General features: G+C 53.1%; 28 protein-coding genes. 17 read left to right on the top strand and 11 right to left on the bottom strand.

Annotated features, from left to right (window positions below; genetic code table 11):
* Positions 1-383 precede the first annotated feature (383 nt).
* The 7 genes from ABSB80_RS11190 to ABSB80_RS11160 form a co-directional block, all read right to left on the bottom strand.
* Positions 384-3,005, bottom strand: a complete 2,622-nt coding sequence (locus ABSB80_RS11190) for a protein kinase domain-containing protein (RefSeq protein WP_428370703.1) — start codon at positions 3,003-3,005, stop codon at positions 384-386.
* 336 nt (positions 3,006-3,341) lie between these two features.
* Entirely contained in the window at positions 3,342-3,968 is a 627-nt protein-coding gene (locus tag ABSB80_RS11185) for a CRISPR-associated protein Cas4 (protein WP_428370702.1), read from the bottom strand.
* A gap of 48 nt (positions 3,969-4,016) precedes the next feature.
* The gene (locus ABSB80_RS11180; RefSeq protein WP_428370701.1) at positions 4,017-4,214 is read right to left on the bottom strand and encodes a hypothetical protein; all 198 of its coding nucleotides are present in this window, start codon (positions 4,212-4,214) and stop codon (positions 4,017-4,019) included.
* Position 4,215: 1 nt separating this feature from the next.
* On the bottom strand, positions 4,216-4,653 hold the full coding sequence (locus ABSB80_RS11175; protein ID WP_428370700.1) for a RipA family octameric membrane protein: 438 nt from the start codon (positions 4,651-4,653) through the stop codon (positions 4,216-4,218).
* On the bottom strand, positions 4,654-5,154 hold the full coding sequence (locus ABSB80_RS11170; RefSeq protein WP_428370699.1) for a TIR domain-containing protein: 501 nt from the start codon (positions 5,152-5,154) through the stop codon (positions 4,654-4,656).
* Positions 5,155-5,436, bottom strand: coding sequence for a hypothetical protein (locus ABSB80_RS11165; protein ID WP_428370698.1), 282 nt, complete (start codon positions 5,434-5,436; stop codon positions 5,155-5,157).
* A 93-nt stretch (positions 5,437-5,529) separates the two neighbouring features.
* Entirely contained in the window at positions 5,530-6,063 is a 534-nt protein-coding gene (locus ABSB80_RS11160; RefSeq protein WP_428370697.1) for a hypothetical protein, read from the bottom strand.
* 217 nt (positions 6,064-6,280) lie between these two features.
* Here ABSB80_RS11160 and ABSB80_RS11155 point away from each other — a divergent pair, with 217 nt between their 5' ends.
* The 3 genes from ABSB80_RS11155 (at position 6,281) to ABSB80_RS11145 (ending at position 8,421) form a co-directional block, all read left to right on the top strand.
* Positions 6,281-7,063, top strand: a complete 783-nt coding sequence (locus tag ABSB80_RS11155) for an HFX_2341 family transcriptional regulator domain-containing protein (RefSeq protein WP_428370696.1) — start codon at positions 6,281-6,283, stop codon at positions 7,061-7,063.
* Positions 7,064-7,125: 62 nt separating this feature from the next.
* Complete coding sequence (locus ABSB80_RS11150) at positions 7,126-7,836, top strand: hypothetical protein (RefSeq protein WP_428370695.1); 711 nt, start codon at positions 7,126-7,128, stop codon at positions 7,834-7,836.
* A 393-nt stretch (positions 7,837-8,229) separates the two neighbouring features.
* Entirely contained in the window at positions 8,230-8,421 is a 192-nt protein-coding gene (locus ABSB80_RS11145; RefSeq protein WP_428370694.1) for a hypothetical protein, read from the top strand.
* A 5-nt stretch (positions 8,422-8,426) separates the two neighbouring features.
* On the opposite strand, the gene ABSB80_RS11140 is transcribed toward ABSB80_RS11145, so the two are convergent.
* Complete coding sequence (locus ABSB80_RS11140; protein WP_428370693.1) at positions 8,427-8,747, bottom strand: hypothetical protein; 321 nt, start codon at positions 8,745-8,747, stop codon at positions 8,427-8,429.
* A 414-nt stretch (positions 8,748-9,161) separates the two neighbouring features.
* Here ABSB80_RS11140 and ABSB80_RS11135 point away from each other — a divergent pair, with 414 nt between their 5' ends.
* From ABSB80_RS11135 to ABSB80_RS11095, 9 genes are all read left to right on the top strand, one after another.
* Complete coding sequence (locus ABSB80_RS11135) at positions 9,162-9,959, top strand: 2-amino-3,7-dideoxy-D-threo-hept-6-ulosonate synthase (protein WP_428370692.1); 798 nt, start codon at positions 9,162-9,164, stop codon at positions 9,957-9,959.
* Positions 9,956-10,741, top strand: coding sequence for a 2-amino-3,7-dideoxy-D-threo-hept-6-ulosonate synthase (locus ABSB80_RS11130; RefSeq protein ID WP_428370691.1), 786 nt, complete (start codon positions 9,956-9,958; stop codon positions 10,739-10,741). The genes ABSB80_RS11135 and ABSB80_RS11130 overlap by 4 nt, the downstream gene beginning before the upstream one ends.
* Positions 10,738-11,724 (top strand): 3-dehydroquinate synthase II, encoded by a 987-nt coding sequence (locus ABSB80_RS11125; protein WP_428370690.1) that lies wholly within the window; start codon positions 10,738-10,740, stop codon positions 11,722-11,724. The genes ABSB80_RS11130 and ABSB80_RS11125 overlap by 4 nt, the downstream gene beginning before the upstream one ends.
* A gap of 2 nt (positions 11,725-11,726) precedes the next feature.
* A complete protein-coding gene (locus ABSB80_RS11120; RefSeq protein WP_428370689.1) occupies positions 11,727-12,551 on the top strand; it encodes a prephenate dehydrogenase/arogenate dehydrogenase family protein in 825 nt (274 codons plus the stop codon).
* Complete coding sequence (locus ABSB80_RS11115; RefSeq protein ID WP_428370688.1) at positions 12,548-13,342, top strand: prephenate dehydratase; 795 nt, start codon at positions 12,548-12,550, stop codon at positions 13,340-13,342. Before ABSB80_RS11120 ends, ABSB80_RS11115 begins: the two co-directional genes overlap by 4 nt.
* Complete coding sequence (aroA, locus tag ABSB80_RS11110; RefSeq protein WP_428370687.1) at positions 13,339-14,604, top strand: 3-phosphoshikimate 1-carboxyvinyltransferase; 1,266 nt, start codon at positions 13,339-13,341, stop codon at positions 14,602-14,604. The genes ABSB80_RS11115 and aroA overlap by 4 nt, the downstream gene beginning before the upstream one ends.
* Entirely contained in the window at positions 14,601-15,992 is a 1,392-nt protein-coding gene (gene aroE, locus ABSB80_RS11105; RefSeq protein WP_428370686.1) for a shikimate dehydrogenase, read from the top strand. The genes aroA and aroE overlap by 4 nt, the downstream gene beginning before the upstream one ends.
* A complete protein-coding gene (locus tag ABSB80_RS11100) occupies positions 15,989-16,990 on the top strand; it encodes a chorismate synthase (RefSeq protein ID WP_428370685.1) in 1,002 nt (333 codons plus the stop codon). The genes aroE and ABSB80_RS11100 overlap by 4 nt, the downstream gene beginning before the upstream one ends.
* 595 nt (positions 16,991-17,585) lie before the next feature.
* Positions 17,586-17,825 (top strand): hypothetical protein, encoded by a 240-nt coding sequence (locus ABSB80_RS11095; RefSeq protein WP_428370684.1) that lies wholly within the window; start codon positions 17,586-17,588, stop codon positions 17,823-17,825.
* 239 nt (positions 17,826-18,064) lie between these two features.
* On the opposite strand, the gene ABSB80_RS11090 is transcribed toward ABSB80_RS11095, so the two are convergent.
* Both ABSB80_RS11090 and ABSB80_RS11085 read right to left on the bottom strand, forming a co-directional pair.
* Positions 18,065-18,955, bottom strand: coding sequence for a sulfurtransferase (locus ABSB80_RS11090; RefSeq protein ID WP_428370683.1), 891 nt, complete (start codon positions 18,953-18,955; stop codon positions 18,065-18,067).
* A gap of 153 nt (positions 18,956-19,108) precedes the next feature.
* Complete coding sequence (locus ABSB80_RS11085) at positions 19,109-19,747, bottom strand: type I 3-dehydroquinate dehydratase (protein ID WP_428370682.1); 639 nt, start codon at positions 19,745-19,747, stop codon at positions 19,109-19,111.
* A 139-nt stretch (positions 19,748-19,886) separates the two neighbouring features.
* Here ABSB80_RS11085 and ABSB80_RS11080 point away from each other — a divergent pair, with 139 nt between their 5' ends.
* The 3 genes from ABSB80_RS11080 to tpiA all read left to right on the top strand — a co-directional run bounded on the left by ABSB80_RS11080 (position 19,887) and on the right by tpiA (position 23,852).
* Positions 19,887-20,423 carry a hypothetical protein gene (locus tag ABSB80_RS11080; protein ID WP_428370681.1) on the top strand — a complete coding sequence of 179 codons (537 nt, stop codon included), beginning with the start codon at positions 19,887-19,889 and terminating at the stop codon, positions 20,421-20,423.
* Complete coding sequence (locus ABSB80_RS11075) at positions 20,420-23,092, top strand: U32 family peptidase (RefSeq protein ID WP_428370680.1); 2,673 nt, start codon at positions 20,420-20,422, stop codon at positions 23,090-23,092. Before ABSB80_RS11080 ends, ABSB80_RS11075 begins: the two co-directional genes overlap by 4 nt.
* A gap of 91 nt (positions 23,093-23,183) precedes the next feature.
* Positions 23,184-23,852 carry a triose-phosphate isomerase gene (gene tpiA / locus ABSB80_RS11070; protein ID WP_428370679.1) on the top strand — a complete coding sequence of 223 codons (669 nt, stop codon included), beginning with the start codon at positions 23,184-23,186 and terminating at the stop codon, positions 23,850-23,852.
* A gap of 408 nt (positions 23,853-24,260) precedes the next feature.
* Here the strand turns inward: tpiA and ABSB80_RS11065 are convergent, their stop codons facing one another.
* Positions 24,261-24,815, bottom strand: coding sequence for a CBS domain-containing protein (locus ABSB80_RS11065; protein ID WP_428370678.1), 555 nt, complete (start codon positions 24,813-24,815; stop codon positions 24,261-24,263).
* Between the two features lie 525 nt (positions 24,816-25,340).
* Here ABSB80_RS11065 and ABSB80_RS11060 point away from each other — a divergent pair.
* Together ABSB80_RS11060 and ABSB80_RS11055 are read left to right on the top strand one after the other, a co-directional pair.
* A complete protein-coding gene (locus tag ABSB80_RS11060; protein WP_428370677.1) occupies positions 25,341-26,051 on the top strand; it encodes a RimK-like ATPgrasp N-terminal domain-containing protein in 711 nt (236 codons plus the stop codon).
* A complete protein-coding gene (locus tag ABSB80_RS11055; RefSeq protein ID WP_428370676.1) occupies positions 26,048-26,920 on the top strand; it encodes an ATP-grasp domain-containing protein in 873 nt (290 codons plus the stop codon). The genes ABSB80_RS11060 and ABSB80_RS11055 overlap by 4 nt, the downstream gene beginning before the upstream one ends.

Raw genomic sequence — 26,920 nt, 5'->3', positions numbered from 1 at the left:
CCTGAGGGTTTTTACTTATCCTCCCGGGTTTGATGATTTATCGGACATCAGAGAAACTCATAGTATAGAGTACCTCCGAAATAACCCCAGTAAGGGCTCCGATTCCCTGTTATTCCGGAAACAGAGACAGTAATTTCGGAAAATGAGGCATTAATTCATGTATTTCTAGTCATTTTTACGTCTGAAACTATGAGACGCTATTTGGGTGTATTTGGGCGGGCGATCTCAGGCGTGGATGGGGTTTGGGAGGGGGCAAGTGAAAGAAACCCCTTTTTGGGATGGTGCCGGATGGGTACCTGGAACCCGCGGAGGGGGTACCCCTCACGTACTCAATTGGCCAGGGGGGTTCACGAATTGAGGGGAGGGGATAGATCTTCCCTGCCCTAATCCATACTTTCAACAAATCTCATCGAACGGTTAAGAATTTTTTCCAATCCTTCCATTGATATAGCTGCATTTATTGTTTCACTTACATCTGGATGGCAAAATACTCTTATTTTCCCGACGGATTCCAAAAATGAATTATTTAATCGGTTCCAAATTTCTGAATCTTCAAGAGGGGTGGGAGTTTTCCATTGTTCGATCATTTCATGACGAAATGCTTCTGGTAAATATTTCATTTTTGTCACATTAGTTTTTCTTTTTTCAGGAATGTCAACTAGAATTATTGCTACCCCTTGTTCATCTAATCGAATAACATCACTTATTTTAGATGGGCTTAATACTGAAGAGATTCTTTGAGTATCGTCAATATTTCTAATTGATTCGATTATATTTTTTTGAACTGCCTCCTGGAATTTGACTAAATTTTTCCATTTCTTCCATCCTTCATATCTGGTATTACGGAATTTAATAAGATCGTCCCACATAGCGGGATTTTTTCTATTACTTATAACAAGAATTCTTTTGTATTTATCCCGATTAACTAACATTTGCAATAATTTAAAACCTGTCGGAGTTGTATGTTTTGCTACCCATTCGATCATTTTTTTATCTGAAGAGGATAGTTGTGTAGGATTTAATTTCGTTAATTCTTGAGTTTCATCTAATTTTAATTGTTTTTCACTTATATTTTCATAAATGAAGTCATAAAAATCCTTTTTATACTTTTTTCGTTTTGCAGAGTTATCATTTGTCAATAGACCCTCCCATATTGCTCGATGTAACATTACTTTTAACACTCTTGAAGTGTGGTGCCAATAAACTGAACCAAACATCGCATATCGTACAAACGCGATTGTTTCGGCAGGAACTCTACCTTTTTCATGAATCCCCAATGAAATGTATACTTTACCGTGTAGATCTTCGAAAATTACTGTTAAAACTCGTAACAATCGTTCGTAATCAATGGCTTTTCCGTAAGGTATATTTAGATTTATTGAATCGCGTACTAGATAATCAAGTTTATCCGCATCTATCGGGCTATCAAGCAGCGTATTAAGAATTCTCTCCTTAATAGGGCTATCATGATCTTCTGGATTCGCATCGATAATGTCTATTACTTTTTGTGGAGAAATCCCCCAATCATTATTAATCACATCACGCAATTTTTGTAGAGATGGTGAAGATACGTCTCCCCTTAACATTTCAAGGGTAATTGTTTTATGAGAGAAGAGTTCGAGTTCAGCTTCCTCAAAATCATGTGCAAGAGGATATTGACCAAGATCATGAAGAAGAGCCGCTAAAAATGCAGCTTTTAAATCATCCTCGGTCATAATCTGTTTAAATAAAGGGTTAACTGGATCATGAAATAGTGCATCACAATAACGTACCATATTACTATATGTTCCTAATACATGTTCGAGACGTGAATGAGTCGCAGTTGGATAAATTAGATTTATAAAACCTAATTGAGTGATGTCACTTAACCTTCGAAATGCAGAATTTTCAACAATTTTACTTAAACGGGGAGTAAAAACCGTTACTGACAAACTAGATGTCTGAATTGTTTGTATTCCATGCTCATTAATTTCGGGAATGATTGTATGAAGAATATATTCCCCGGTAATTTTTCTGAGATCAATTTTTACTTCTTTAATATTGTTATATTTGAGATCTTTAAAAGCAGTTATTGGTAATCCAAGAGCAGTTTCATTTAAAGAGTTTCTGCCATCTAAAAGTCGAGCTGATAATAATTCCAGATATTTTCTGCTATAGAAATCTAGGCCTTTATATTTAATAGGTTCATGAAATTTGAATATTCGCGAAATATTTTTTCCTAGGGCATACAAATCGTAAATTGGCTTGAGGTCAGATCGCTTAAACTTTATTTTTACTCGATTTGGTTCCGGGAAAGGACTTGGAGTTGGTAATATTTTGGCAAGAAGTTCAGGATGTGCATAACTTTCAGTTAAAGGAAAAATAATTTCCTCTGCACCCTCTTTTAAATGCCTAGTTGATCCTAAATCTGAAAGGACGGCACGACCATCTGAAGATATTAACATATTTTCCAATTTAATATCAAGATGAACGAGAAAATGATCATGGAGGTGATCAATTCCATCAATTATTTGTTTAAACATATGGAGTATTTCCTCTAATGTTCTAGGACATTCTGAAAAATATTCAAAGCCATCTCTTGCATCGGTAATAAACTCCATGACATAAAACGGAATTGGAGGGAATGATCCTGTTTCATCTATTATTTTTTCATGAAAATAGATCTCAATAACATTAGGGTGTCGGATTTCTAGTAAATGTGCAACTTCTTCCTTGATGATTTCTGAAAAAACCTCTATTTTTGTAGGTTTTGGTCGAGGCATCTTTAATGCGCGAAAAACTTTCAAATTCTCATCTTTAATTTTTAAGATAATCCCATTACCTCCAACATTTATGGGTTCAATTATAGAATATCGTGACGAGATATTTTTTTGTAAAATTGGAAACAATTTTTGTAAAATTGGATGTTCTTCTTTCCATTCCATTTCTCCATTTTTAAGATTTGATAAATATTTACTCCTGAGTTTTTCATAAAATTTTTCTGTAAAAACTAATTCCGGACTCATAAAATTCCCCTACCATCAATTACTATAAACTTTATTTCTATATATAGAATTTATGTAGGTGAGTTTTCATAGATTCACTTGAACTATTCGGCGGGGAATCCGTTTTCATTTTATTGTTCGGTCCTACTCTCAGTCGTGGTGTCTCCCTTTGACATAATGTATGAAGTCATCAAAGGAAATGGGCTTGGCTGAATAAATTTTCCGGGGAGGGAAATCCGGAGATATTAACCATGGATTTGGAGCGAACGGGGCGTCTTCGAGATCGGTTTTCGCAAAAATGGGAATGAGAAGGCGTGGAAGTATTTTACATAGAGAAATCATTGATCAAACGGTATCTTATGAGAATTTATCGCACACGTCACGTATACTACAGTTATGGCATTTATTTTGATTGTTGGTAGGTAAAAACGGCACTTTTCCTTCAATCATAGAATGCATTCGATTAATTTCATTCACGATGGACTTTTGAGCGTCCTCATTAAAAGGTGATTTCCAAATTATTTTTTGGGTATCTCTTTCTCGAAGAGCGGCAATTATTGGTCGGATTTCATCTTTAATTTTTAATGAAGAGATATAATCGTTAAAGGTTAGGCAGTACGCATAAACTTGATTAATATTCGATTGAAATATCCTAGTTCCGGGCTTGTCATCAATAATTAAAAAATTATTTGGTGAAAATCGAATTTCATCGATAGATCCATGGATGCCGAAATTAGCACTTTTTACATACAATTCTCTTGATAACATTTTTGATTTTCTTGATTTTTTGATCATTTGTTTTACCGTGGAGGGTTTAGCCTTAACAAGAAATTCCTCATATAATTTTTCATGGACTTTCTTCCCTATTTTCATCTGTTCCGTAGGTTCTGTTTCAACCACTTGAATATATTTTAAAAATACACTGTATTCACAAAATCCGAGTTGTTGGATACAGGAAATTGGGATCAATTCTTGGATTGCCATAAAGGTGTAATCCTCCGAATTTATTGTGCTAATGAAAAAATTGAGACATTATTCAGATTTTTCTTCTACATATTGTTCAAGAACTTGTAAGCATTTTTTCATTCCATCGCAGTATCCCCAGTACTTTCTTTGATCATGCTCTGTTCCTGATCTCACTGCTTTCTTGGCATAGCTTTGTTCAAGAGCCGCAATCTGTTTCTTTGCTTCCCAATATCCAGATTCACTTATCAATTCTTCACCCTCCATTTCACGGTGTTATGATTCGGTAAATATGGACGATAATGATCAATATATATGCAATACCGAAGAGGATTGAAATTTTACTCTCAATCCATGTTGCCTTCTTCCGGTCTTCCTTAACAAAGCGCTCATCTTCAAGTTGAAACATGGGAACTGGTAATTGTTTTTCCAGCTCGGCGATTACTGAAAATTTTGCTTTATTCAATGATCTATAGTATTGAATCGTTTCGTGCCAGAGAGCTGTCGTCGCGAGGCCGATTACCCCAATGACAATACCGGTCGCTGATGAAAAACTATACAGATATGCAGCAAGGGCTAAAAGTGCGGTATTGACAGAAAGATAAAAATTGTTCGCAGATTGTCTCCAAATGGTAACCTGGATGGAGCTATTAACGAGGATTTCATACTGGCGCATTACTTGTTCAGACACAGGTACTGACTCCATCTATCCGTCATTCCTTGCTCTATCAATTTCAGATTGGATTGAATCTAGATTCCAGGGAACAACCCGGTCTCCATATTCCTCCATTGCAGGAGGAATCTTATGGTTTTTATCACTGTGTATCCGCATCCCGATTACAGGTTTCCCCAGCTCGTGTGCTTTTCGGATCTCCCAGTTCACGGCCTCTCTTTCATGTGTCTTTTCACCGATAGCTACAACTACAACAGTACTCTGATTGATTCTATCGTTACATCGCGTCTTCCACTTATCATCAAAGGGTTCCTTTACTGAATAATCGATAAACTCAAGTTGATCGGAATTCTTTGCCTGATGCCGTAAAAGGTTTACCTGATTCTCATCATCAATATGAAAACTGATGAATACCCGCGGCTTTGTCTGCCCATAATCATCAATCGATTTCTGCGGCTTGTGTTTTAACAACGCATCTGACTCATAACGGCGGATGGCGAATGACTCTCGCGCTCCGCGTATTCCCCCGCCCATTCAAACACCACCTCTTGGATCTATCGATCCATCAGATTTTACTGGTTGTCCAATACTCGATTCTCCTTCTGTGATTATCCAATCAGACAGACTTTTTTGCAGACGAATAGCTAACATTTTTCTTTCGATATTCCGTAAATTGTTCATTATATCAATCCTCGACACAGCTCTTTTTTCTCCATTGTTCAGATCCGGATCGCAAAACTGACCATAAAACGCTTCGACGAAGTGATTTTGAGTTACGATCCCATCAGCAAAATTAAAATTTTTCAACGAACTCATTGAGCCAAGTCCGTTTACAAGTAGATACGGGGCCTTTTTACGAATGGAACTGGCAAAGAATATTGCCTGTTCTATTGCGGCTGATGAACCCCGTCAGAGATAATCGCCGGTATGGAATACCAAATGAGATATCCCCGACCTTCGAAGGTAGTTCGTATGGTCATCGATCTGATGAATATTACAGCCTTTCACTAACCCGATTGGCTTGATATTTGGGAATGATCGTATCAAGTAGCGAGCGTCAGCGGACACCCGGTTGATTTCAAGTTGAGACAGCCATTCTTCTCCAAGATATGTTTCACCATCGGGCGTATAGTAAGAATCCGGCTGAAGTGCATCAATCATATCAGCATAGGACTGAACTGAAAAACCTTCGAGCATCTTATCAGGCATAATCGACGAGAGAATTACATCGATATCGCATCCGAAGTATTCATGTATCCCACCGGCCTTTTTGATGCGATCAAAAAATTTGTTGGTCCGTTGACCTGAAGGTGAAAGGAGATCCTGTGCTTTGACTACTACTCCGGCGCAATTTACCTCCCTCCATGGCTCATAAGTTAATGGCTCATCGATTTTTACTACCACAAAAAGGTCTTTTGTAGGTTTACGATTGGCGTATTTCAAGGGGTTTGCCAGTGCTGTATTTTCAGATGCGCCATATTCTTCTTCAAAAAAACCGTTCTCGTTTATTATATTCCTCAGGGTATCACCCCATAAATATTGATTATTCTCTCATGATCCTCACATCTATGCGATACGTAGTAAAGTTTCTGTTTAAAGGAAGATATATCTCTATTAACGAAAATTAAGTTAATAAAGATAATAAAATGGACATCTGACCATGAAGAAGATTCCATACCCTCGAAGAGTCCACATCACTCCTGTCGGTTTCGAGATCGACCGTGTAGTCTTACCTCTTAAAGAACTGGAAGCAGACAGGGTTTGGATATTGACCGAACGGGATCCAAAGAAGGACAAGGGAAAACTGTATTTTGATAAAGTTATTGAAGAGATCAACAACCTGAAACGAAAATGTGAGGTTGAGGTAAAACATTGCGATTTTAACAACCGAGATCTTTACGATGTACTTCGTGCATTCCGTGAGATCATTGAAGCAGAAAAATCAAATCAGATTTTTGTCAATGTCTCGACAGGAACAAAAATTCATTCTATCGCAGGTATGATGGCCTGTATGATTTTCAAAGATATTGCTTTCAAGTTGACACCATATTATTCCGAACCTGAAAGATATGCATCATTACCTGAAGATCTCTATCCCATGTCCTTCGGATGCAAAGAGATTCATACACTTTCGAATTATCCAATGAACCGACCCACTGACTATCTGATTGAAGTACTCAGTGTTGTGAATGATTTATGCGGACCAAAGAATGAAAAAATTACAAAAACTGAGTTAAAGAAAGAGCTCACCTCTCGCGGCCTTCTCGAATTATCCAAAAAAAAGGTCAAACATGAGAACGTTGCTCGTTTCCTTGCTCTTCAAAGACGGTGCATTGATCCATTATATCGAGAATGGAAATTTATCGATCTTATTCCACCTGACCGAAGAGGTAAAATACTGATGACACAAGAAGGGATGGATATGCTGAAGTTCTTGGGATAGACGATGAACATCAGATCAACAAGTATATCGGAAATATGCTCAAGACATAGAATTTATTCTTAATGGTGAGAGAAATGCGTGAAAGGCCTGAACTCGTATGGGAAACATATCAGTCCTTAGAAAATGAATTTCTTGATTGTATTGATTACATTCCATTATCTGAAGAACACTATAGTGTTTGGTCATACAAACTCGCAAATTTACTAAATAATGTTGGTAGCAGCGTAGATTCTTTTTTTAAAAATGCAATCGAATGCAAATCCTTGGATGATTTTAAAGGTATCACGAAAATCCGAGATCCCGACGCTCCTCGAAATATGAAGGTATATCGTGATATTTTCAATGGGAGGTATAATCTCTCAAAAAAAACTATATTCGAAATAAAGAATTATACAACAATTTACCCTTATAAAGAATGGAGTGAATTAGGGACATTGAATTGGTGGAATGATTATTTGAAGATAAAGCATGATCGGTTTGAAAATCATAAAAGAGCAACTTTGAAAACAACTCTTGATGCTTTGGGAGCTTTATTTCTCCTTTTTCTCAATCAAAAAGAAACAATTCCCATGCTTGTCGATATCGAGATAATAAAATCCGGGTTTGAAAAAGATTATTGCACAAATCTTTTATTTCAAGGAGAACCCCTCAAAGAAATTGGATCTGCTGTGTATGCGAAAACATCGCTTTTCGGATACGTTTTCGAACCACAATATCAAATCGATAATGCTGAAAGGAAACGAATATTATCTCCCAGGTATTCAGGTTATTGAAAAATATATTTTAAATAAAAAATTTTGGGTAATGTACTATTTCCGCCCCAAATATCAACATAGAATCTTCCAAAAAATATAGAATTAATGCATTTAACGCCCAGGGGCTTGGAAAAGATATCGTCGAACTTATGTTGCAGTAATCGTATCATGCTCTTGACTTCCAAATTACAAAACTTTTTTAGAGGTTCAATACAAAAGAAGGATTTAATAATGGGCTTTGTGGATACATTAGAAAATAAAATTTTTTGGTTAACCATCCTTTGTCTTATAGTCTGGGTAATCGGCATTTACCTTCATTGGGAACCTGCAAATACTCAATTTATCGGACAGGCATTTTTACTTTCATTTGGAGCTCTTGCTGGTGTCTATTCGAAGGGTAAAGGTGCTTAGATGGATTCAAAAACAAAAAAATATCTTCAGATTGTCCTTTTAATGGTAATATTGGAAATTGGATCAATCGAATTAGTAATTTCTCAAGGACCTACAGAGTTGTATTCAACTCCAATTTTATCAACATTGGTTCTCATACTCCTCTTGATTTTTTTAACATATCAACAACCACTATCACAGATGGAGAAATAAAAATTTTATTTAAAATTTCGCGAGATTCCAAATATAAATTGAGATCCAGCATTACTCAATGCAGCTCCTATTAAATAAGGTAAAACGATGTCGATGAAAACATTCAATAAATTAGTAATTCGATCAACGGTCTGTTCAACGGTTACATTAAACGATGGTGATGGAATCTGTGCGAATAAAACATAGAAAATTGGAATTATTCCAATTAAAAATGCAGCAACTCTTAAAAGGTTACTTCTTGTCCATATCGTAATTAATGCAATTATTGCACCAGAAAAAAATGCCAACATCATATAAGTGAGATTAATGTCGGCTATTGATGACATACACAAAATTGTAATTAAACAATATAAGAATTTGATCCCTTTTTAGCGAGAATTTCCAAAATGCCAAAATGCTAAAATATGGTCAAGCTTAAGATCCGAACGTCACTTCTCCCTTCATGCTAACCATTAGCACACAGACTTAAATACCAATACTTGAATACTAAATAACCATGCAGGACGAGTGCCACCGCATTCATGAGGGTCTTTTCGCCCGTGAATGTCTTTATCTCTAGAGCGCCCGCCCGTTGCATCAGCGAGATCGTTTCTGGGATTGTCATGAACGCAGGTACGTCCGCGTATCGCTTCTTTGGCTCTTTTAGCTTTTATTACCGGTTTTATTCCTGGTATTGAGTAAGCCCTCTGGTTTGCACAATCATTCGTGTGTGAATGCAGGGGGAGGTTGTTGTCATTGTTATGAGAGGAAAGGAAATTCGTCTGGAAAGAATCATGGACCGGAACACGAGGAAGACGGTCATCGTGCCGATGGACCACGGGGTCACGAACGGCCCGATCCCGGGGCTGATCGACCTGTCGCAGGCCGTGAACCTGGTGGCGGAGGGCGGGGCGAACGCGGTGATCGGCCACGTGGGGCTCGCCCTCCACGGCCACCGCCAGAGCGGGCGGGATGTGGGGCTGATCCTCCACCTGTCGGCGAGCACGATGCTCGGGCCGGACCCGAACAGCAAGGTCCTCGTGAACTCGGTGACGAACGCCCTGAAGATGGGGGCGGACGGGGTATCGATGCACGTGAACATCGGGGCTGAGTCGGAAGCGGCGATGCTCCAGGACCTCGGGAACGTAGCGGTGGAATGCATGGAATGGGGCATGCCGCTCCTCGCCATGATGTACCCGAGGGGCAAGAACATCAAGAAGGAGAACGACCTCGAGCAGGTGAAGCTCGCCGCCCGGGTGGCGGCGGAGCTGGGGGCGGACATCGTCAAGACAGTGTACACCGGCGACCCGGAGTCCTTCCGCGAGGTAACAAGGGGCTGCCCGGTGCCGGTCGTGGTGGCCGGAGGTTCCAAGACTGATGACCGCACAACCCTTGAGCTGATAGAAGGGGCGATGGCCGGGGGGGCCGCCGGGATCTCCATCGGGCGGAATGCCTTCCAGCACCGCACGCCGGCGCTCTTCGTGAAGGCCGCGGCCTGTATCGTGCACAAGAACAAGAGCGTTGAAGAAGCGCTGGAAATACTGAAGGTGAGATCATGATCGGAAAGGACATCAGGATCGAGAGGATCATAAACCGGAACACGAACCGGTCGGTTATCGTACCGATGGACCACGGGTTCTCGATGGGACAGATTGAAGGCCTCCTGGATATGACGAAGGTGATCACGGACGTGAGCGACGGGGGCGCGAACGCCATCGTGCTCCACAAGGGACTCGTCAAGCGCGGGCACCGCCGCCATGGCCGCGACATCGGCCTGTTCATCCATCTCTCGGGGAGCACGTCCCTCAACCCGGACCCGAACGACAAGGTGCAGGTCTGCACGGTGGAGGAAGCGATCGCCCTCGGGGCCGACGCGGTCTCGATCCACATCAACCTCGGCTCGCCCAACGAGTCGAAGATGCTGGAGATCGGTGCCAGTGTTGCCAGGGACTGCACCCGTTGGGGCATGCCGCTCCTCACCATGATCTACCCGCGGGGTAAGGGGATCGATTCCTTCTCGCCCCAGTCAGTCGGGCATGCGGTCCGGGTAGCGGAAGAGCTGGGCGCGGATATGATCAAGACCAACTACCCCGGCGACCCCGAAGCATTCAGGAGAATTGTGAAGGCCTGCTCGGTGCCGGTCTTCATTGCCGGCGGCGAGAAGACCGGCGACCTCGAGTCCCTGAAGATCATCCGGGACGCGGTCTCGGTCGGCGGGGCAGGGGTCTGCGTGGGGAGGAACGCCTTCCAGCGCGAGGACACGAAGGGATTTGTCAAGGCGCTCTGCCAGGTGGTCCATGACGATATCGACCCGGAGAAGGCGCTGGGGAAGAAGAGATGAAGCAGTTCTGGGTCGACGTCCGCCCCTGGAACAAGGAGGTCGCGACCACGGCCATCGAGAGCGGTGCCGATGCGCTGGTCGTCGAGCGGGCGGAGGACGTCCGGAGGCTCGGGAGGATCACGACCATCGCCCCCGACGGGGACCTGAAGCCCGGGACCGATATCGCGGAGTGCACCATCACCGACAAGGAGAGCGAGAACACCGCTGCCAGAATAGGCAAAGGAAAGAAGGTTATCGTCACCACGAGCGACTGGACCGTCATCCCGCTCGAGAACCTTGTCGCCCAGTCCGACCAGATCATCGCGACGGTAAAGAACGTGAAGGAAGCGGAACTCGCCCTCCACGTGCTTGAAAAAGGGGTGTACGGCATCCTCCTGAAGACAAGCGACCCCGCCATGGTACGATCGGTGGCGTCGCTGGTGAAGGGTTCGACCAGTAAGGTCGGTCTCGTCCCGTTCACCGTCACGAAGATCCGGCAGGTCGGCATGGGCGACCGGGTGTGCGTGGACACCTGCTCCATGCTCGCCGACGGGGAAGGCATGCTGATGGGGAACACCTCCTCGGCCATGCTCCTCGTGCACGCCGAGACCCTCGAGAACCCGTACGTGGCCCCGCGCCCGTTCCGGGTGAACGCCGGGGCAGTGCACGCCTACATCCTCATGCCGGACGGGAAGACCGCGTACCTTGCCGACCTTGCAATCGGCGGCCAGGTCCTCGTCTCCGATGCGAAGGGTTCAGCCCATACGGCGATCATCGGGCGGACCAAGATCGAGCGCCGCCCCCTCCTCCTCGTCGAGGCCGAAGCAGGAACAGCAAAGGTGAGCCTGATCCTCCAGAACGCCGAGACCATCCGCCTCGTTGGCGAGGACGGGAAGGCGATCTCGGTCGTGAACCTCGCGACCGGGGACAGGATCATGGGCTGCATACTCGAGGGCGGCAGGCATTTCGGGATGGCCGTCAAAGAGACTATCCGCGAGAAATGACCATGAAGGCAGGCATCATCGGCGGGACCGGCAGGATGGGCAGGCTCTTTACTCCCGTCTTCGAACGCGCGGGGTACGAGGTCCTCGTCTCAGGAAGAACCACCGCACTGACCAACGAACAGCTGGCAGAACGCTGCGAGCTCGTCATCGTCTCGGTCCCCATCCATGACACGGTCAGGGTGATCGACGAAATAGCCCCGCTCCTCTCTCCCGGCCAGCTCCTCTGCGACTTCACGTCCCTCAAGGTGAAGCCGGTGGAGGCCATGCTGAAGTCGAAGGCGGACGTCATCGGGCTGCACCCGATGTTCGGGCCCACGGTCAGTTCGCTCCACCACCAGACCATCATCGTCTGCCCGGCCCGTGCATCCAAGGGAGAACTCACCGGGCTCCTGTCCGTCTTCCGGGCGGAAGGAGCGGAATGCACCCTCACGTCACCGGAGGAGCATGACCGGATGATGGCCGTCGTCCAGGGCCTGACCCATTTTGTCACGCTCTGCATGGCGGACACCGTCCGCAGGCTCGGGGTGGATATCGAAAAGACCCTGACGTTTACCAGCCCGGTCTACCAGATCGAGCTCTCGCTGGTCGGCAGGCTCCTCTCCCAGGACCCGGCGCTCTATGCCGACATCCTCCAACAGAACCCGTTCGTGCCCGATGTCCTGGCGGCCTGCCGGGATTCAGCTGCCGAGCTCTCGTCCATTGTCGGTTCCCGCGATCCCGCACTCTTCCGGCAGTTCTTCGAGCAGGACAGCCGGCACCTCGGCGCATACTGCGACGAGGGGCAGGCGATCACCGATGCCCTCATCGAGTGCATGGTGAACCGATGACCATCATAACGCTGGGGCCGGAAGGGACCTTCTCCCACGAGCTCACCCTGAAGATGGGCTACTCCGGGACCGTCACCCTCCTCCCGACCATCCACCGGATCATGGATGCGGTCGCGCGCGGGGAAGGGGACGGGATCGTGCCCATGGAGAATTCCGAGGCAGGCAGCGTCGGGGAGACCCTCGACGGCCTCTCCCGCTACCCCCTCTTCATCACGGCCGAGATGTACATGCCGGTCCACCACAACCTCGCGTCGCTCGTCCCGCTGGAGAAGATCCGGGTGATCTACGCCCACCCCCAGACCCACGAGCAGTGCAGCGAATATATCGAGAAGTGGGGAGTCCCGGTCATCCATACCAGCAGCAACGCCTCCAGCGCCCTCGAGGCAAAGAAGACGCCCAATGCCGGTGCGATACTCTCGGCCTCTGCAGCCGCGCTCTACCGGATCCCGGTCATCGTCCCGGACACCGAGAACAACCTCTCGAACACGACGCGGTTTGTCCGGATCTCCCCAACTCCTGCCGGCGATGACCACCCGGAAAAATGCAGCATCTTCATCGACCCGAGCACGGACCGGGCCGGGCTGCTCCACGACCTCCTTGAGGCCTTCGCTTCCCGGGGGATCAACCTGACCCGGATCGAGTCGAGACCGTCAAGGCGGGGCATCGGGAACTACGTCTTCTTCCTCGATTATGCCTGGTCGCCCCGTACTGCCGACGCCCTTGAGGAGCTCCGGGGGATCACCACGGTCAAGGAGCTCGGCTGTTACCGGAAGATCGGGGTCCCGCCATGAACATCACCCTCCCGCGGAGCGGAAGCGTGGACCTGGAATTCACGGCACCGCCGTCAAAAAGTTTCACGCACCGGGCGCTGGTTGCCGGGGCGCTCGGTTCCGGCACGACAACGGTCACGGACCCGCTCGAATCGGAGGACACCCTCCTCACGCTGGCCGCTCTTCAGAAACTGGGTGTCGACGCCCGGCAGGAGACCGGCCGGATCGTCCTCCACGGGTGTGACGGCGCACTGCCTGCGGCCGGACCGGTAACCCTTGGGCTCGCCAATTCCGGCACGAGCCTCCGCCTCATGGCATCCCTCGCCCTGCTCTGCCGCTACCCGCTGACCCTCACGGGGAGCGCCCGCATGCAGGAACGGCCGATCGGGCCTCTCGCGGAAGCGCTCTCATCCATCGGGGGTTCCGTAAAATTCTTACAAAGGAGCGGCTATCCCCCTCTCGAAGTGAGCGGCCGTCTCCGGGGCGGAAGGGTCAGCATCGACGGCTCGGTGAGCAGCCAGTTCATCTCGTCGATCCTGATAGCGGCCCCCTACGCGGAGACAGAGGTGGAGATCCGGATCCCCTCTCCCCCGGCATCGGCGTCCTACCTCGATATCACCCTGGGCGTCATGGAAGGTTTCGGCGCTCGGGTCGCCCGTGAAGGATATGAACAGTTCACGGTCAGCACCCGGAACCGGTACGCCGGGCGAACCTATGCAGTCGAGGGCGACTATTCGTCTGCCTCCTACTTCTTTGCCCTTGCCGCGATCTGCGGAGGGAAAGTTACGGTACATAACCTTGTCCCGGACTCCGTGCAGGGCGACCGCAGGTTCCTCCCGGCGCTTCAGGAGATGGGGTGCACGGTGACGTATTCGGGGAACGCCGTTTCCGTAGAACGGACCGGGGAGCTCCGGGGAATAACCATCGACATGTCATCGTCTCCCGATACCGTGCAGACGCTCTGCATGGTCGCAGCGACCGCAACAACACCCACGGCTATCAGCGGCATCGGTCATTTGAAGTTCAAGGAGAGCGACCGTATTTCCGGTACAGCTGAACGGCTCCGGGCCCTCGGGGGCAGGGTGGACGTCGGCGGCGACCGCATCACCATCCGCCCCTCGGTCCTTCACGGGGGCGTCATCGACCCGGCCAATGACCACCGCATGGCGATGTCCTTCGCGGTGCTCGGGCTCGGGATCGGGGGGATCACCATCACGAATGCCGAATGCGTCAACAAATCGTTCCCGGGATTCTGGGAGAGCCTGAGCGGGGTCATCCCGTGAGGAGGATCGTACTGACCGGGTTCCGGGGCACCGGAAAGACCGAGATCGGGAAGATCCTCGCCCTGCAGAACACGGTGCAGTTCTTCGACACGGACTCCCTCATCGAGCTTGCGACCGGCCGCTCCATCCCGGACATCTTCCACGAGGACGGCGAGGAACGCTTCCGGAACATCGAGCGCGAGGTCATCGCCTCCCTCCCGCCCGCAGATGCCGTGGTCAGTACCGGTGGCGGGGCGGTCGTGGACCCGGCCAACATGGAACGCCTCCGGCGGGACAGCGTCATGGTCCTCCTCTTTGCGGATATCGACACCATCGAGAAGAGGCTCGAAAACGCCCCCCGCCCTCCGCTCACCGGCCTCCCCCTGAGGGAAGAGATCGCCGAGATAATGGACCGGCGCAGGCACCGGTATTACGCCTCTGCCGACCTCTGCATCGATACGAGCGGGACCACGCCGGCCGATGCTGCCGGAACGATCAGCGCTCTCCTGCGGGACGGGGTCCCGGCCGCGGCTTCACGGAAAGAAGCCCTTGCCTTTTTCCGGGGAGGACGGATCCCGGGGCCGTCGATGCGCCGGCTCGAACAGGTCCTGGACGACCCGCCGGACGACCCCCTGACACGGGTGCTCGGGGTTGCCGGGTACCCCTGCGCCCACAGCAGGGGGCCGTACCTCTTCAACGCCCTCTTCAGCCGGTTCGGGCTCAACTGCCAGTACACCTGGTTCGAGGACCCGGATATCGGAAAAATAATGCGGCTCGCCCGGAACCTTGACGTGAAAGGGCTCTCGGTGACCATCCCGTTCAAGCAGGACGTGATGACCTGCCTCGACGAGATCGACGAACATGCCGCACGGCCGATCGGCGCGGTGAACACGGTGGTCTTTGCCTGCGGGTCGGCTATCGGGCATAACACCGACTGGCTCGGCATACGAAAGCCGCTGGTCTCCCTGAAAGGGGCAAGGGCCGTCCTGCTCGGTGCGGGCGGGGCCGCCGCGGCCGCGGCCTATGCACTCGTGGACCTCGGGATGGACACCACCGTCCTGAACCGTACCCCGCAGAAGGCAAAAGATCTTGCAGAACGGGCCGGGTGCCGCTGGGCCGGGTGGGACTCGTTCGACGACCTGCGGCCTGACCTTGTCGTGAACGCGACCCCGCTGGGGATGGCGCCGGACACGGGGAGCCCGCTGAACGAGGAGCAGCTCTACCCGGAGCTGACGGTCTTTGACCTGGTCTATACCCCGCCGCTCACGCCGCTGCTCGAAGCGGCGCAGCGGAAGGGCTGCAGGACCATCAGCGGTACCGAGATGTTTATCGAGCAGGCGAGAGAGCAGTTCTACCTCTTCTTCGGGATCGATGTCCCGTCGGAGACCATCAGGAAGTATCTCACATGAATACCTTTGGCAGGAATTTCCGTATCACCACGTTTGGCGAGAGCCACGGTGCCGCAGTCGGTGTCATCATCGACGGGTGCCCCCCGGGAACCCCGCTGGCTGAGAGCGATATCCAGCCGTTCCTCGACCGGCGCCGCCCGGGCACCTCCCCGCTGGTCTCCGCGAGGCGGGAAACTGATACCGTCAGCATCGTCTCCGGTATTTTTGAACGAACGACGACCGGGACTCCCATCGCCCTTGTCGTGAAGAACGAGGATGAGCAGTCGAAGGATTACGAAGAACTGCGGTCCCTGTTCCGCCCGGGCCATGCCGACTTCACCTACCTGCAGAAGTATGGCATCCGGGACCACCGGGGCGGGGGCCGGAGTTCCGGGCGGGAGACAGTCGGGCGCGTGGCTGCCGGCGCGGTTGCCATGAAACTCCTTGGCAGCAGGGGGATACGGATCTCAGGGAAGATTCTCGAGGTACACGGCAGGTCGGGTGCGGAGGGGATCGAACAGGAGATCCTTGCCGCGAAACAGGCCGGGGATTCGGTAGGGGGCATCGCGGAGATCACCGCTGCCGGCTGTCCCCCGGGGCTCGGCGACCCGGTCTTCGGCAAGCTGGACGCGCAGATCGCCGGTGCCATGATGGGCATCGGGGCGGTGAAAGGGGTCGAGATCGGCGACGGGTTCTCCGTGGCCCGGAAATCCGGGAGCGAGAACAACGACCCGATCACCCGGGCGGGTTTTACGAGCAACCATGCGGGCGGGATCCTTGGCGGGATCTCCACGGGGCAGGAGATCGTCGTGCGCATCGCGGTAAAACCGACCCCCTCGATCGCAAAGCCCCAGCGGACGACCGACATTCACGGGAACGACGCGACGATCTCGATCAGGGGGCGGCACGACCCCTGCATCGTCCCCCGGATCCTCCCCGTTGCCGAGGCGATGCTCGCGCTGGTGCTGGTCGATTGTATGCTGGAACAGGAGAAGTACTGCCGGGGCTCTTCACCATAAGATAGCGGAACTGATCTCTTCTGCGTGCCGGAAGATACCACATCCTTTTTTAGAAACAGACATGAACCAATCGGATTTACTCCGGAACCATGAAAATTGTTAAAAACGGATTTGAGAGAGTTCCCCGCCTCAGGGCCTCTGCGAGGACCGACGAAGGAGGTCGAGAAGAACCATCAGGTTCTTCGAGCCGTTGAATCCCGAAGGGATGAGATGTGAGAAGTTCGTAAGAACTTCGAGCACGGCGGGGCAATGGGTTGATCCGCCGCGGGGCGAGTTGAAAATTCTCTGTCAGAGAATTTTCTCCAGCCAGCCCTGACCATCTGGTCACGGCTGGCTCCCCGTTGGGGACAGCCGAAGGCTGTGGAGAAGAGATCAATCTTCGACACCGAAGAGGTTCATCAGAACCTCTAGGATGAGAAGAACTCATCAGAGTTCTTCGACTGCGGCGGCGTTCATCGTCATTGGGGATTGGGGGTATCAACCTATCATCATATTTTGAATGGTTCAATTTTTAGAAGAAACGCTGACGCATGGGCTACCTAAATAACCATTCAGCCACTATCACTACTTCGAGAAGCAGGAAATGGGTTGAGCCATGGAACTCCCGTCCATCCGGTTATGGGTTGTATTTTACCTGATCGCTTTTGTGATGCTGCTCTGGGCAGTCTTCCTCTCTTCGCAGGGGACGATGCTCTGGGTAAGCCTGATGTTTGTGATCGTGGTGATCGGGATCAACTCCATGGTCGTGATACGGGAGATACGCAGGTTTACTGCACGTGCCAGGATGCAGCAGAACCTCACGCGGGACCTGCATGGGGATAAAAAACAGGGATAGCCGTACTCGTGCGGTCCGCTGCTGTTGTGCGATCATCGGAAAAAATATCGCGATACGGGTAATGGCATTCTTCTGATGGAACGTGGGGGATTGCGAACCCTTTCCGGGGCGATGCTCAGGAAAATCGCCGCCATGGACGGGGCATTTGCGGTAATCCGGCCGGTCCGGTTCCACGCTCCATCCAGGGTCTGCCTGCGCAGAAAAAGCTCTGCCTGCCTGGCGGGAAATACTCAAAAAAATCAGCGGGGGTTCTTCCCGGTCACCACCGGGTTCCCTTTGTACGACACCCATTCGGTGAACGACCCCTCGTAGATCCGGACCTTCGGGTACCCGAAGTAGCAGCGGAAGAGGACAAACTCGTTGGTCGCTTCACGGCCGGTACCGCACGAACAGATGATCGTCTTCTCAGGAGTGACCCCCGCGGCCCTTATCAGCGCGAGGATCTGGTCCTCCGGTTTCAGGAGCTTCCTGTTCCGGTCGTCCATAAGGCTCTTCCAGGGCAGGCTGACCGCCCCGGGGATGTGCCCGGGCTTGATCCACGGCCCCTGCCCCTCGTAAAACGCAGCCGGGCGGGCGTCGAGCAGGATCACGTCGGGATTGTCCTTGATCTTCCGGAATTCGTCATACCCGATGAAATATTCGGTTCTCAGCTGTACCCTGAATACCGAAGGTTTCGTGACGCCGTATTCGCGGGTCAGGGGGCGGTTCTCCTCTTTCCATTTCTCAAACCCGCCGTCGAGGATATACACCTTCCGGTGGCCGTACCGCGCCAGCGTGTAAGCGACCATGGTCTGTTCCAGCCCGTCGCCGATGAACGCAGCACAGGCACTGAGCGGCCCGGAGCTCGAGTACACGACGACAGGTCTCTCCGGTTCAAGGCCGAGCGTCCCGAACAGGATCCGGGCTGCCTCCGGAGGGATCCAGCGGGTAGGTATCGGACCCTCGTGGATCCGGAAAAGCCCCTCGTGCCAGTACACTGCCCCGGGGATATGGTCCTGAATGTATTCGTGGATATTCGGCTGGCAGTCGAGTATCATCAGGTCCCGGTCACCAAGGTGGCCGGCCAGCCATTCAGTGGAAACCCACTTTACAGGCGCATCGTTTTTTCCATATGGATAGATCACGGTCATTTCAGTCACCGGAAACGCGGTCCCGTCTCCACCCAGTGGATACGGATATGTCCGCTTCTGAACCGGAGATGATAATGATTATGGAACTTTCCGGATTTTGGAATAACCGCCGGCAGTTCCCGGATGCAGGACGTAAAAAAGATCGATGCCGTGTTATGGCATCCGGTTCATCAGGTTCATCAGGGAGACAAATTCCTCCACCGAGTACTGCCCTTCTGCCGTCGTGGCACCGGTATGGCAGTACACGAACTCCGATCCGAAGAGGGGGAGTATGGCCCGGGCATACCGGAACTGCGCCCCGGTCACACCAGTGCAGACCGGCTTCTTCGCTGCCTCGGTGAAGGAGATCAGGTCGATGAGATCGTCGTTGTCCGAGGGGGTGACCACGATCTTGGGGATCTCCCCGTATACCCGGAGCTCACGTTCCAGCATGAAGAGCGCATCGAGGGGAATCATCGATCCCGCATGGTGCGATGCGATGATCGTCCTGCCTGCCCCGCGGACGGACGGGGCGTGCTGCGAGAACGGCTGCTCGATATCGATATAGTCCGCGAGCGGGATGAGCGGGCCGATCTTTTCCATCCATTCGTCCGCGTTCCCGAAATACTGCCCCCCTTCCCGTGCGGAGCGGAGTGTCGCAATGACCGGCAGCGAGCAGTCCTTCCGGCTCGCTTCGAATATCTCCACCGGGTCCCCGTCCATGAGGTCGAGGCGGAGCTCGACCAGGTCGGCACCCTGTGCCTGCGCCCGTGCGGCATGCGAAGGATCGGTCAGCGCTGCAACAATCTTCATCAATGGGGGTTGGGCGGCAGTTCAGAAAAAGATACGCCCGGCCTGCATCGTGATCGGCCGGCAACCTTCCGGGACCGCTGGAGCCGGTGAATGACAATACCTGTTTATTCCCTCCCGTGCAGACACTATGATCACGGCTATGGAGTATGAGAGGATCTCACAATTCCTGCAAAAGCTTGCAGGGGCGCTCGGGAGGTGTGTCCTTCTGGCGGTTGTTCTCCCTCTCGTCCCCGTCCTTCTCTTCGGCCTTCCTCCTGCACCCGCCTTCGCCCTGATCACCGGCGGCTTCCTGATCGAGTACGGCGCCGCGCCCATCGGTATCGCCCTCGGTCTCCCTCCGCTCTTCGTCTTTTACGTCCTGATCTGTACCGAGACCGGTATCTTTCTCGGGCTGTTCGACATCTTCGCTACGATTGGGAAGACTTCGGCTCCTGTGGCCCGGTTCCTTGAAAAGACGCACCAGCTCGCCCGCAGTTCAAAGGTGACGGAGAAGTACGGCATCCTCGGTCTCGTCCCCTGCGAGATCCTCCTTGGCGTATACATCTGTGCGCCGCTCTCATGGGTGATGGGATGGCGGGAATACCTCTCGCTTGCGATAACCATTGCCGGTTACTGTGCAGCACTGATCCTCACGATCCTGGCAACCATCGGCCTGCTCGGGGTGTTCGCTTCATGACCGGCACCTGCATCCCCGGATCTCCGGCCCGGGAAAAAACGCGGCCGGTTCCCGAACTCCTCGCACCTGCAGGCTCGCCGGAAGCATTCCGGGCCGCCGTAGCGGCTAGGGCGGATGCAGTGTACCTGAGCGGGAAACGGTTCGGTGCACGGAAATACGCCCCCAACTTTTCCGATGATGAGATCCGGGACGCGGTCCGGCACGCGCATGCGCATGGCATCCGGCTCTACGTCACGGTCAACACCCTCATCCACGACCGGGAACTGGCTGACGCCATGGACTACCTGCTCTGGCTCTACTCCGTCGGGACAGACGCAGTCCTCGTCCAGGATGCAGGTCTTGCCGCCCTGGCACGCGAGGTGGTACCCGCTCTTCCGCTCCATGCCTCGACCCAGATGACCGTCCACAATGCCGGGGGCGTGCGCCGGGCTGCCGCAATGGGATTTTCCCGGGTCGTCCTCGCCCGCGAACTCTCCCTTGCCGAAGTCAGCCGCATTGCGGATGAGACGCGGGAGAGCGGTGTCGGCCTCGAAGTCTTTGCCCACGGCGCACTCTGCTACAGCTACTCCGGCCAGTGCCTCCTCTCCTCGCTCATCGGTGGCAGGAGCGGGAACCGCGGCATGTGCGCCCAGCCCTGCCGGAAGCCCTATACGCTCGTAACCGGCGGGACCGACCCTTATGGCCGCCCGCTCGGACTCGCCGAAGTCCCGTCGCGGGGACCCTACCTGCTCTCCCCGAAGGATCTCTGCACGTTCCGCCACCTCCCCGAGCTTGCCTTATCCCCGGTCGTCTCGCTCAAGATCGAGGGGCGGATGAAATCCCCGGAATACGTGGCAACGGTCGTCATGGCATACCGGAGAGCTCTCGATGCCATTGCTGCGGGAAACTATCACGAGTCTCCGGAAGCATACCGCGACCTCCTCCTCGCCTTCAACCGCGGGTTCACCCGGGGCTACCTGTCCGGCGACCGCTATGATACGCTCATGGGAAGGGAGGCCCCGGGCAACCGGGGGCTCCGCATCGGGACCGTCACCCGGTACGACCGGAAGACCTCCTGCGCAACCGTCAGGCTCGACAGCCCGGTCCTCCCCGCCCCCGGGGACGGCCTGCTCATCTCCGGCCCGGAGATGTCCGGGAACGGGACGGGATTTTCCCTCAACACCGAACCGGTCCGGAATGGCGCGGAGATCTGTCTCCCGGTCCCCCGCCCGGTCAGTCCCGGCTCTGCCGTCTCCATCACGTTCTCGCGGGAGCTCGATGGAAGAATACGGCGGGCTGTTGCCCATCCTCCCGCCGGCACGCTCAGGGCAGTTCCCATCGACCTCGCGGTTTCCGTCACGGATGACGGCACGCTGCTCTTCGACGGGAAGATCCAACGCCCTGACGGGAACGTGACTGGGGTCAGTTTCCGCCCGGACCTCCGCATGGAACCGGCACGATCGCAGCCGGTCACAAGGGACCAGCTGGAGACCCGGCTGAAAAAGAGCGGCGGGACGCCATTTCTGATCCGGGACCTGAGCCTCACCTACTCCGGCAGCCTGTTTGCGCCACTCGCTGAGCTCAACCGCATGAGGAGGGAGTTCCTTGTAACTGCAGGGGATGCGCTCATAGCCGCGTCACTTCCCGGAGAAGAGGAACTGGGCCGGGCGCGGGAGCGGTGGGCGGGACTGGCGCCGCATTACCGGTCCCCCGCCCTTCGGGGAGATACCCGTCGGCCTTCCAGGCTCCGGCTCGCTGCCTATACCGACTCGATCGACGGTGTCAGGGAACTGGCGGCTGCCGGATGCGGGAAGATCTATTTTGAGCCGGATTTTACCCTGCCGGAACACCGTTGCAGCGGGAACGGTACCCACGATTCATGTGCGAACCGGATTCTGGAAGCCATGACCATCTGCCGGGCTTCAGGTGCCGGGTTTGTCTGGAAATTCCCCCGCATCACCCGGGATACGTATCTCGAAAAAGTACTCCCCTCAGTTCCGGGCCTTTTCCGGCAGGGCGCCTGCGAATGCATGGTCGGGAACGCCGGAACGGGAGATGCCCTCCTCCGGGAGGAGCCTTCCCTTGTATTGTCGGGTTCGACCGGGCTCAATATCTTCAACCATGCGGCGGCTCTCAACGCACTGCCCGGGGCCAGGCTCCTGACGCTCTCCCCGGAACTCTCCGGCAAAGAGATCATCTCCCTTGTCCGGCTCGCCCGGGCAGGAGCGGACAGCCCGGATTTCGCGGTCATTGCCGAGGGTACCGGCGAGGCCATGATCACCGATGACTGCCTCGTCAGGAACCACCTAGACTGCGCCGGGAAAAACCCTGATACCGGGAAGAGCGCCGGGCGGTTCCTGGGCATCAGGGACACCACCGGCCATCTCTTCCCGGTACGTATGGACGGGGAGTGCCGGACGAGGATCGGCAATGCCGTCGAGACCTGCCTCATCGACCACCTCCCGTCGCTCCTGGCCGCGGGCGTTTCAGAAGCGGTCATAGACACGCGGGGGAGAACACCGGCATATACCTGGGAGATCTGCCGGATCTACCGCGAGGCAGTCGATACGGTCAATACCGGTCCTGCGGAGGGAAATTCTGCCGTGCTGAAATCCCTCAGGGAGCGCGTCCGGCAGATCGCACTCGGCGGTATCACGGCCGGCCATTTCATACGGGGGCTCCGGACCTGACAGCAGCCCGGGAAACGGCGTCCAAATATTCATCATACCATAGTCAAAATGGTGTAACTGAGATCCGCAGCAGTCCGGAGGAGATTCTGATATGGCTTCACCCTTGATTCTGGTAAACCTGAAAACGTACAGGGAAGGGACGGGGAACCGCGCCCACATGATCGCGAACGCAGCACAACTGGTGGCAAAGGAGAGCGGGGTCACGATCGGCATCGCCCCTTCCTATATCGACCTCCACCCGATCTGCCACCACTTTTCCCTCCCGGTCTATGCCCAGCATGTCGACGGGTGCGAACCCGGCGCAAACACCGGCCATATCACGGTCGATGCGATCCGGACCGCCGGGGCTGCTGGATCCCTTGTCAACCACTCGGAGCGGCGGCTGACCCTTGCGGAGATCGAGGCCTCGGTCCGGGGACTCCGGGCGCATAAACTCATCTCGGTCGTCTGTTCCAATAACGAGGTGACCAGTGCCGGGGCTGCAGCTTTATCGCCCGATTACGTGGCAATCGAGCCGCCGGAGCTCATCGGAAGCGGTGTCTCGGTCTCAAAAGCGAACCCGGAGATCATCCGGCGTTCCGTGGCGGCGGTCCACGCGGTCAGCCCGAACGTCAGGGTGCTGACCGGGGCCGGGATCCAGTCCGGGGACTGCGTCCGGATCGCGGTCGATCTCGGTACTGACGGGGTACTGCTCGCTTCGAGCGTGGTCAAATCCAAAGAGCCGGGTGCGGTCCTCAGGGACCTTGTCTCAAAACTCTGATCCGGGACCTATTTTTGATACCACACAGGTAAGGGAGGTAATCCCCCTCCCTCCGGAGAAGGTGCAACGTTGACTGACAATTGCCGACGCTCCGCTGCGGGCTGCCCTTTCGGAGAGATAATGGTATTTTTTTGGATTTTCCCCGGGTGATTGTGTGGAGATTTTTAAAAAACGGGTGGCAGGGTCATTCGTTATTTCAAGAACAGGTACCAGACTCCCAGAATAACGATGAATAGTACGATCCCGATTCCGATTACCGTCATACTGCTGATTTCTGCTGATTCTTCTGCCATCGTAAAAACTCCGGATTCGCGGTCAAAACCACGATAATTAACCGTCCGCTATAGATACTATATATATTTTGGGGAATCCCCGCATTCCGATGGATTTTGCGAAAACTCCGGTTAATCAGATGATCAGGGAGATCAGGTCGTGTTTGGTGATCACGCCCCGCACCGTCCTCCCTTCAACGACGAGGACGGCATGGTTCTGCTGCAGGATATTGACGACCGTCTCGACGTCCATATCGGGAGGCACCGTGGGAAACCCGGTCTCCATAAAGTCCCGGACAAAGAAGAGGTGGGTCTTATGGAGGCGCTGCTGCTCGATCGCCCTGACGATGACCGATTCGGATATGCACCCCACCGGCACGCCGCGTTCGATGACCGGCAGCTGGGAGATATTGTTCTTCTCAAAGATCTCCACGGCACGGCCGATAGCGTCCTGAGGCTGGACGGCCAGGACCGGGGTGTGCATGATCTGCACTGCCCTGATCTTCCTGGGTTCGGCACTGTTCAGGACCACGATGATCTTGTTGAGGGTGCTGACCCGGGGATCGACATTTCCCGCCTCGATCCGTGCTACCATGGACTGGCTGATCCCGGCGCGTTTTGCCAGCTCGGTCTGCTTCATGCCAAGGGATTCCCGGCGCGATCGGAGCTCTTCCGGTGTTGGTATGTGCATGGTTGATTACTGATGGTGATAAGATCATATCAATTTTATTGTTAAAACCGGTTGTTCAGAGAGTGTTACGGCAGAACATCGCTTCGCATGATGGCGCGATTCGGGTTTTTTGTGGAATCCCCTCATCAGACCATATATAACCACCGGATATTTTTTTGCCGGAGAGCAAAATGTTTAAAGAAAGGGAAGATACAGCTGTTAACGAGAATCCAATGGCCATGATATTGGATTCGTGTTTGATATGAGTGACAGCCCGGACAGCGCCGACGACAGTGAAGAGGCCCATCGGGCATTCTTCTCCTTTTTTCCACAAGGGGGATTCCTGCAACGTGCAGGTCCGGGACAACGGGTCTCCTTCGGACGACAGCGTCGTCCCGGGATTACCCTGCATCTCTCTGACAGAACCAGATGCCGTAGTATGACACGCCGGCACACCAGCGGGCTGATCCCCGGATGAACGATAGCCGGGGTCATCCCCTCCCGTCCGGCGGCCTGCCGGAACCGGCGCACACCTGTGTTCCACGCATGGCATCTGCCGGATACCGCTCCGATATCAAAACCGTTCCCGCCCTTTTCACGCACCGGCGGGTGAACGGGAAACGGGAACCGCTCATTGCAAAGGATTCCGTATTTACAGTGTGGCGGGAGGGCGCATCTCATATTATTGCCGAGAGCTATTCCTACAAGACCGAACCCTACTACTCGATTCTCCGGCACGAACTTGACGGTAAGCCCGTGCAGCCCGCGAGCTGCGCCGTGCTCGATGCCTGCGTTGTCCCCGTCTGTCTGGAACGGGCACACCTTGCCGGCATTCCGGTCTGCGACTGGGCGATATCCCAGGGATATGCCCCGTTCCCGTCAATTCTGTACGGCCTGAACTACTTTGCCAATACCTCGGATTACTGCGTGGTCCGGGACAATGAAGAGGCAAAAGACGTGATCAGGCATATCACCAACAGGGGAAAATACCCGTTCTGCTACCAGAAGCTGGACGATAGTGCAACGATACACTCCTGTATCTCGGTCTTCGGCAGGACTGCCGGAAAATGCGATGACGTGGCCCGGCTCGCTGAGAGGGTGTATGACCTCTTTGCCATCCCGCTGATCACCCTTGTGCTGGTGAACGATCACGACCGGTATCTCCTCTCCTCGCTTTCCTGGACGAGATACCCGCAGCTCTCCGGAGAAGAGCGTGCGCTCCTCTCCGCATATCTGGCACAGCAGGAATTCCTATGAGCAGGCTCGGCATCTTTGTGGACCGGAAGACGATGTCGAACTCCGAGCAGCTCAACGCCCTGATCCACTGCCGGGACGTTGCAGAGGAGATGGGCCATGGCGTGGACTTCATCTTCCCGGTAGATATCAGCAAGATCACGAAGATGGACGCGCTCTTCATCCGCGCCCGGACCGACCCGATGAATGTCACGTACGTTGCCGCGCGGATGGCGGCGTTTCACGGCATACCGGTCATTGACGACCCGCAGTCCATCCAGATCTGTTCTGACAAAGTCAACATGTACTCCCACCTGATCCGGAAGCAGGTCCCGCTGCCAGGGACCGTCTTCCTCTCAAAACGGGACCTGTCGGTGGAGTGCGTAACAAAACTCTTCGACGAGCTGGGTTCGCCGCTGATCCTCAAGGAACCTTCGACATCCTTCTCCCTGAGAGTGGAGAAGGTGAGCGACATTGCCGGATTTTTCCGCGTCGCCAGGCGGTTCATCCGGCTCTCGGACTGGATTGTCGTGCAGCAGTTTGTCGCGAGCAAGTACGACTGGCGGATCGGGGTCCTCGACGGAAAACTCCTGTATGTCTGCAAGTATACCATCCCGTCCGTGACGTTCAAGATCCAGGCCTCGGTCAACGGGCACCTCGTCTATTGCGGGGTCGAGAGTGTTCCGGAACAGTCCGTGCCCCCGCATGTCGTCCGGCTGGGCATCGATGCGGCGAACGCGATCGGGCGTGGCCTGTACGGCGTGGACATAAAAAATAATAATGGCGACGCGTACGTTATTGAGGTGAACGACAACCCCTCGCTTGAAAGCGGGGAGGATACCTGTTACCCGCAGGTCTACGAACAGATCGTTACCCACCTTTTTGCGAAGTGA

Source organism: Methanoregula sp. (genome assembly GCF_050010295.1).
Lineage (GTDB): Archaea > Halobacteriota > Methanomicrobia > Methanomicrobiales > Methanospirillaceae > Methanoregula.
Note: the sequence above shows the minus strand (reverse complement) of the source record. Positions and strands in the feature narration are given on the sequence as shown.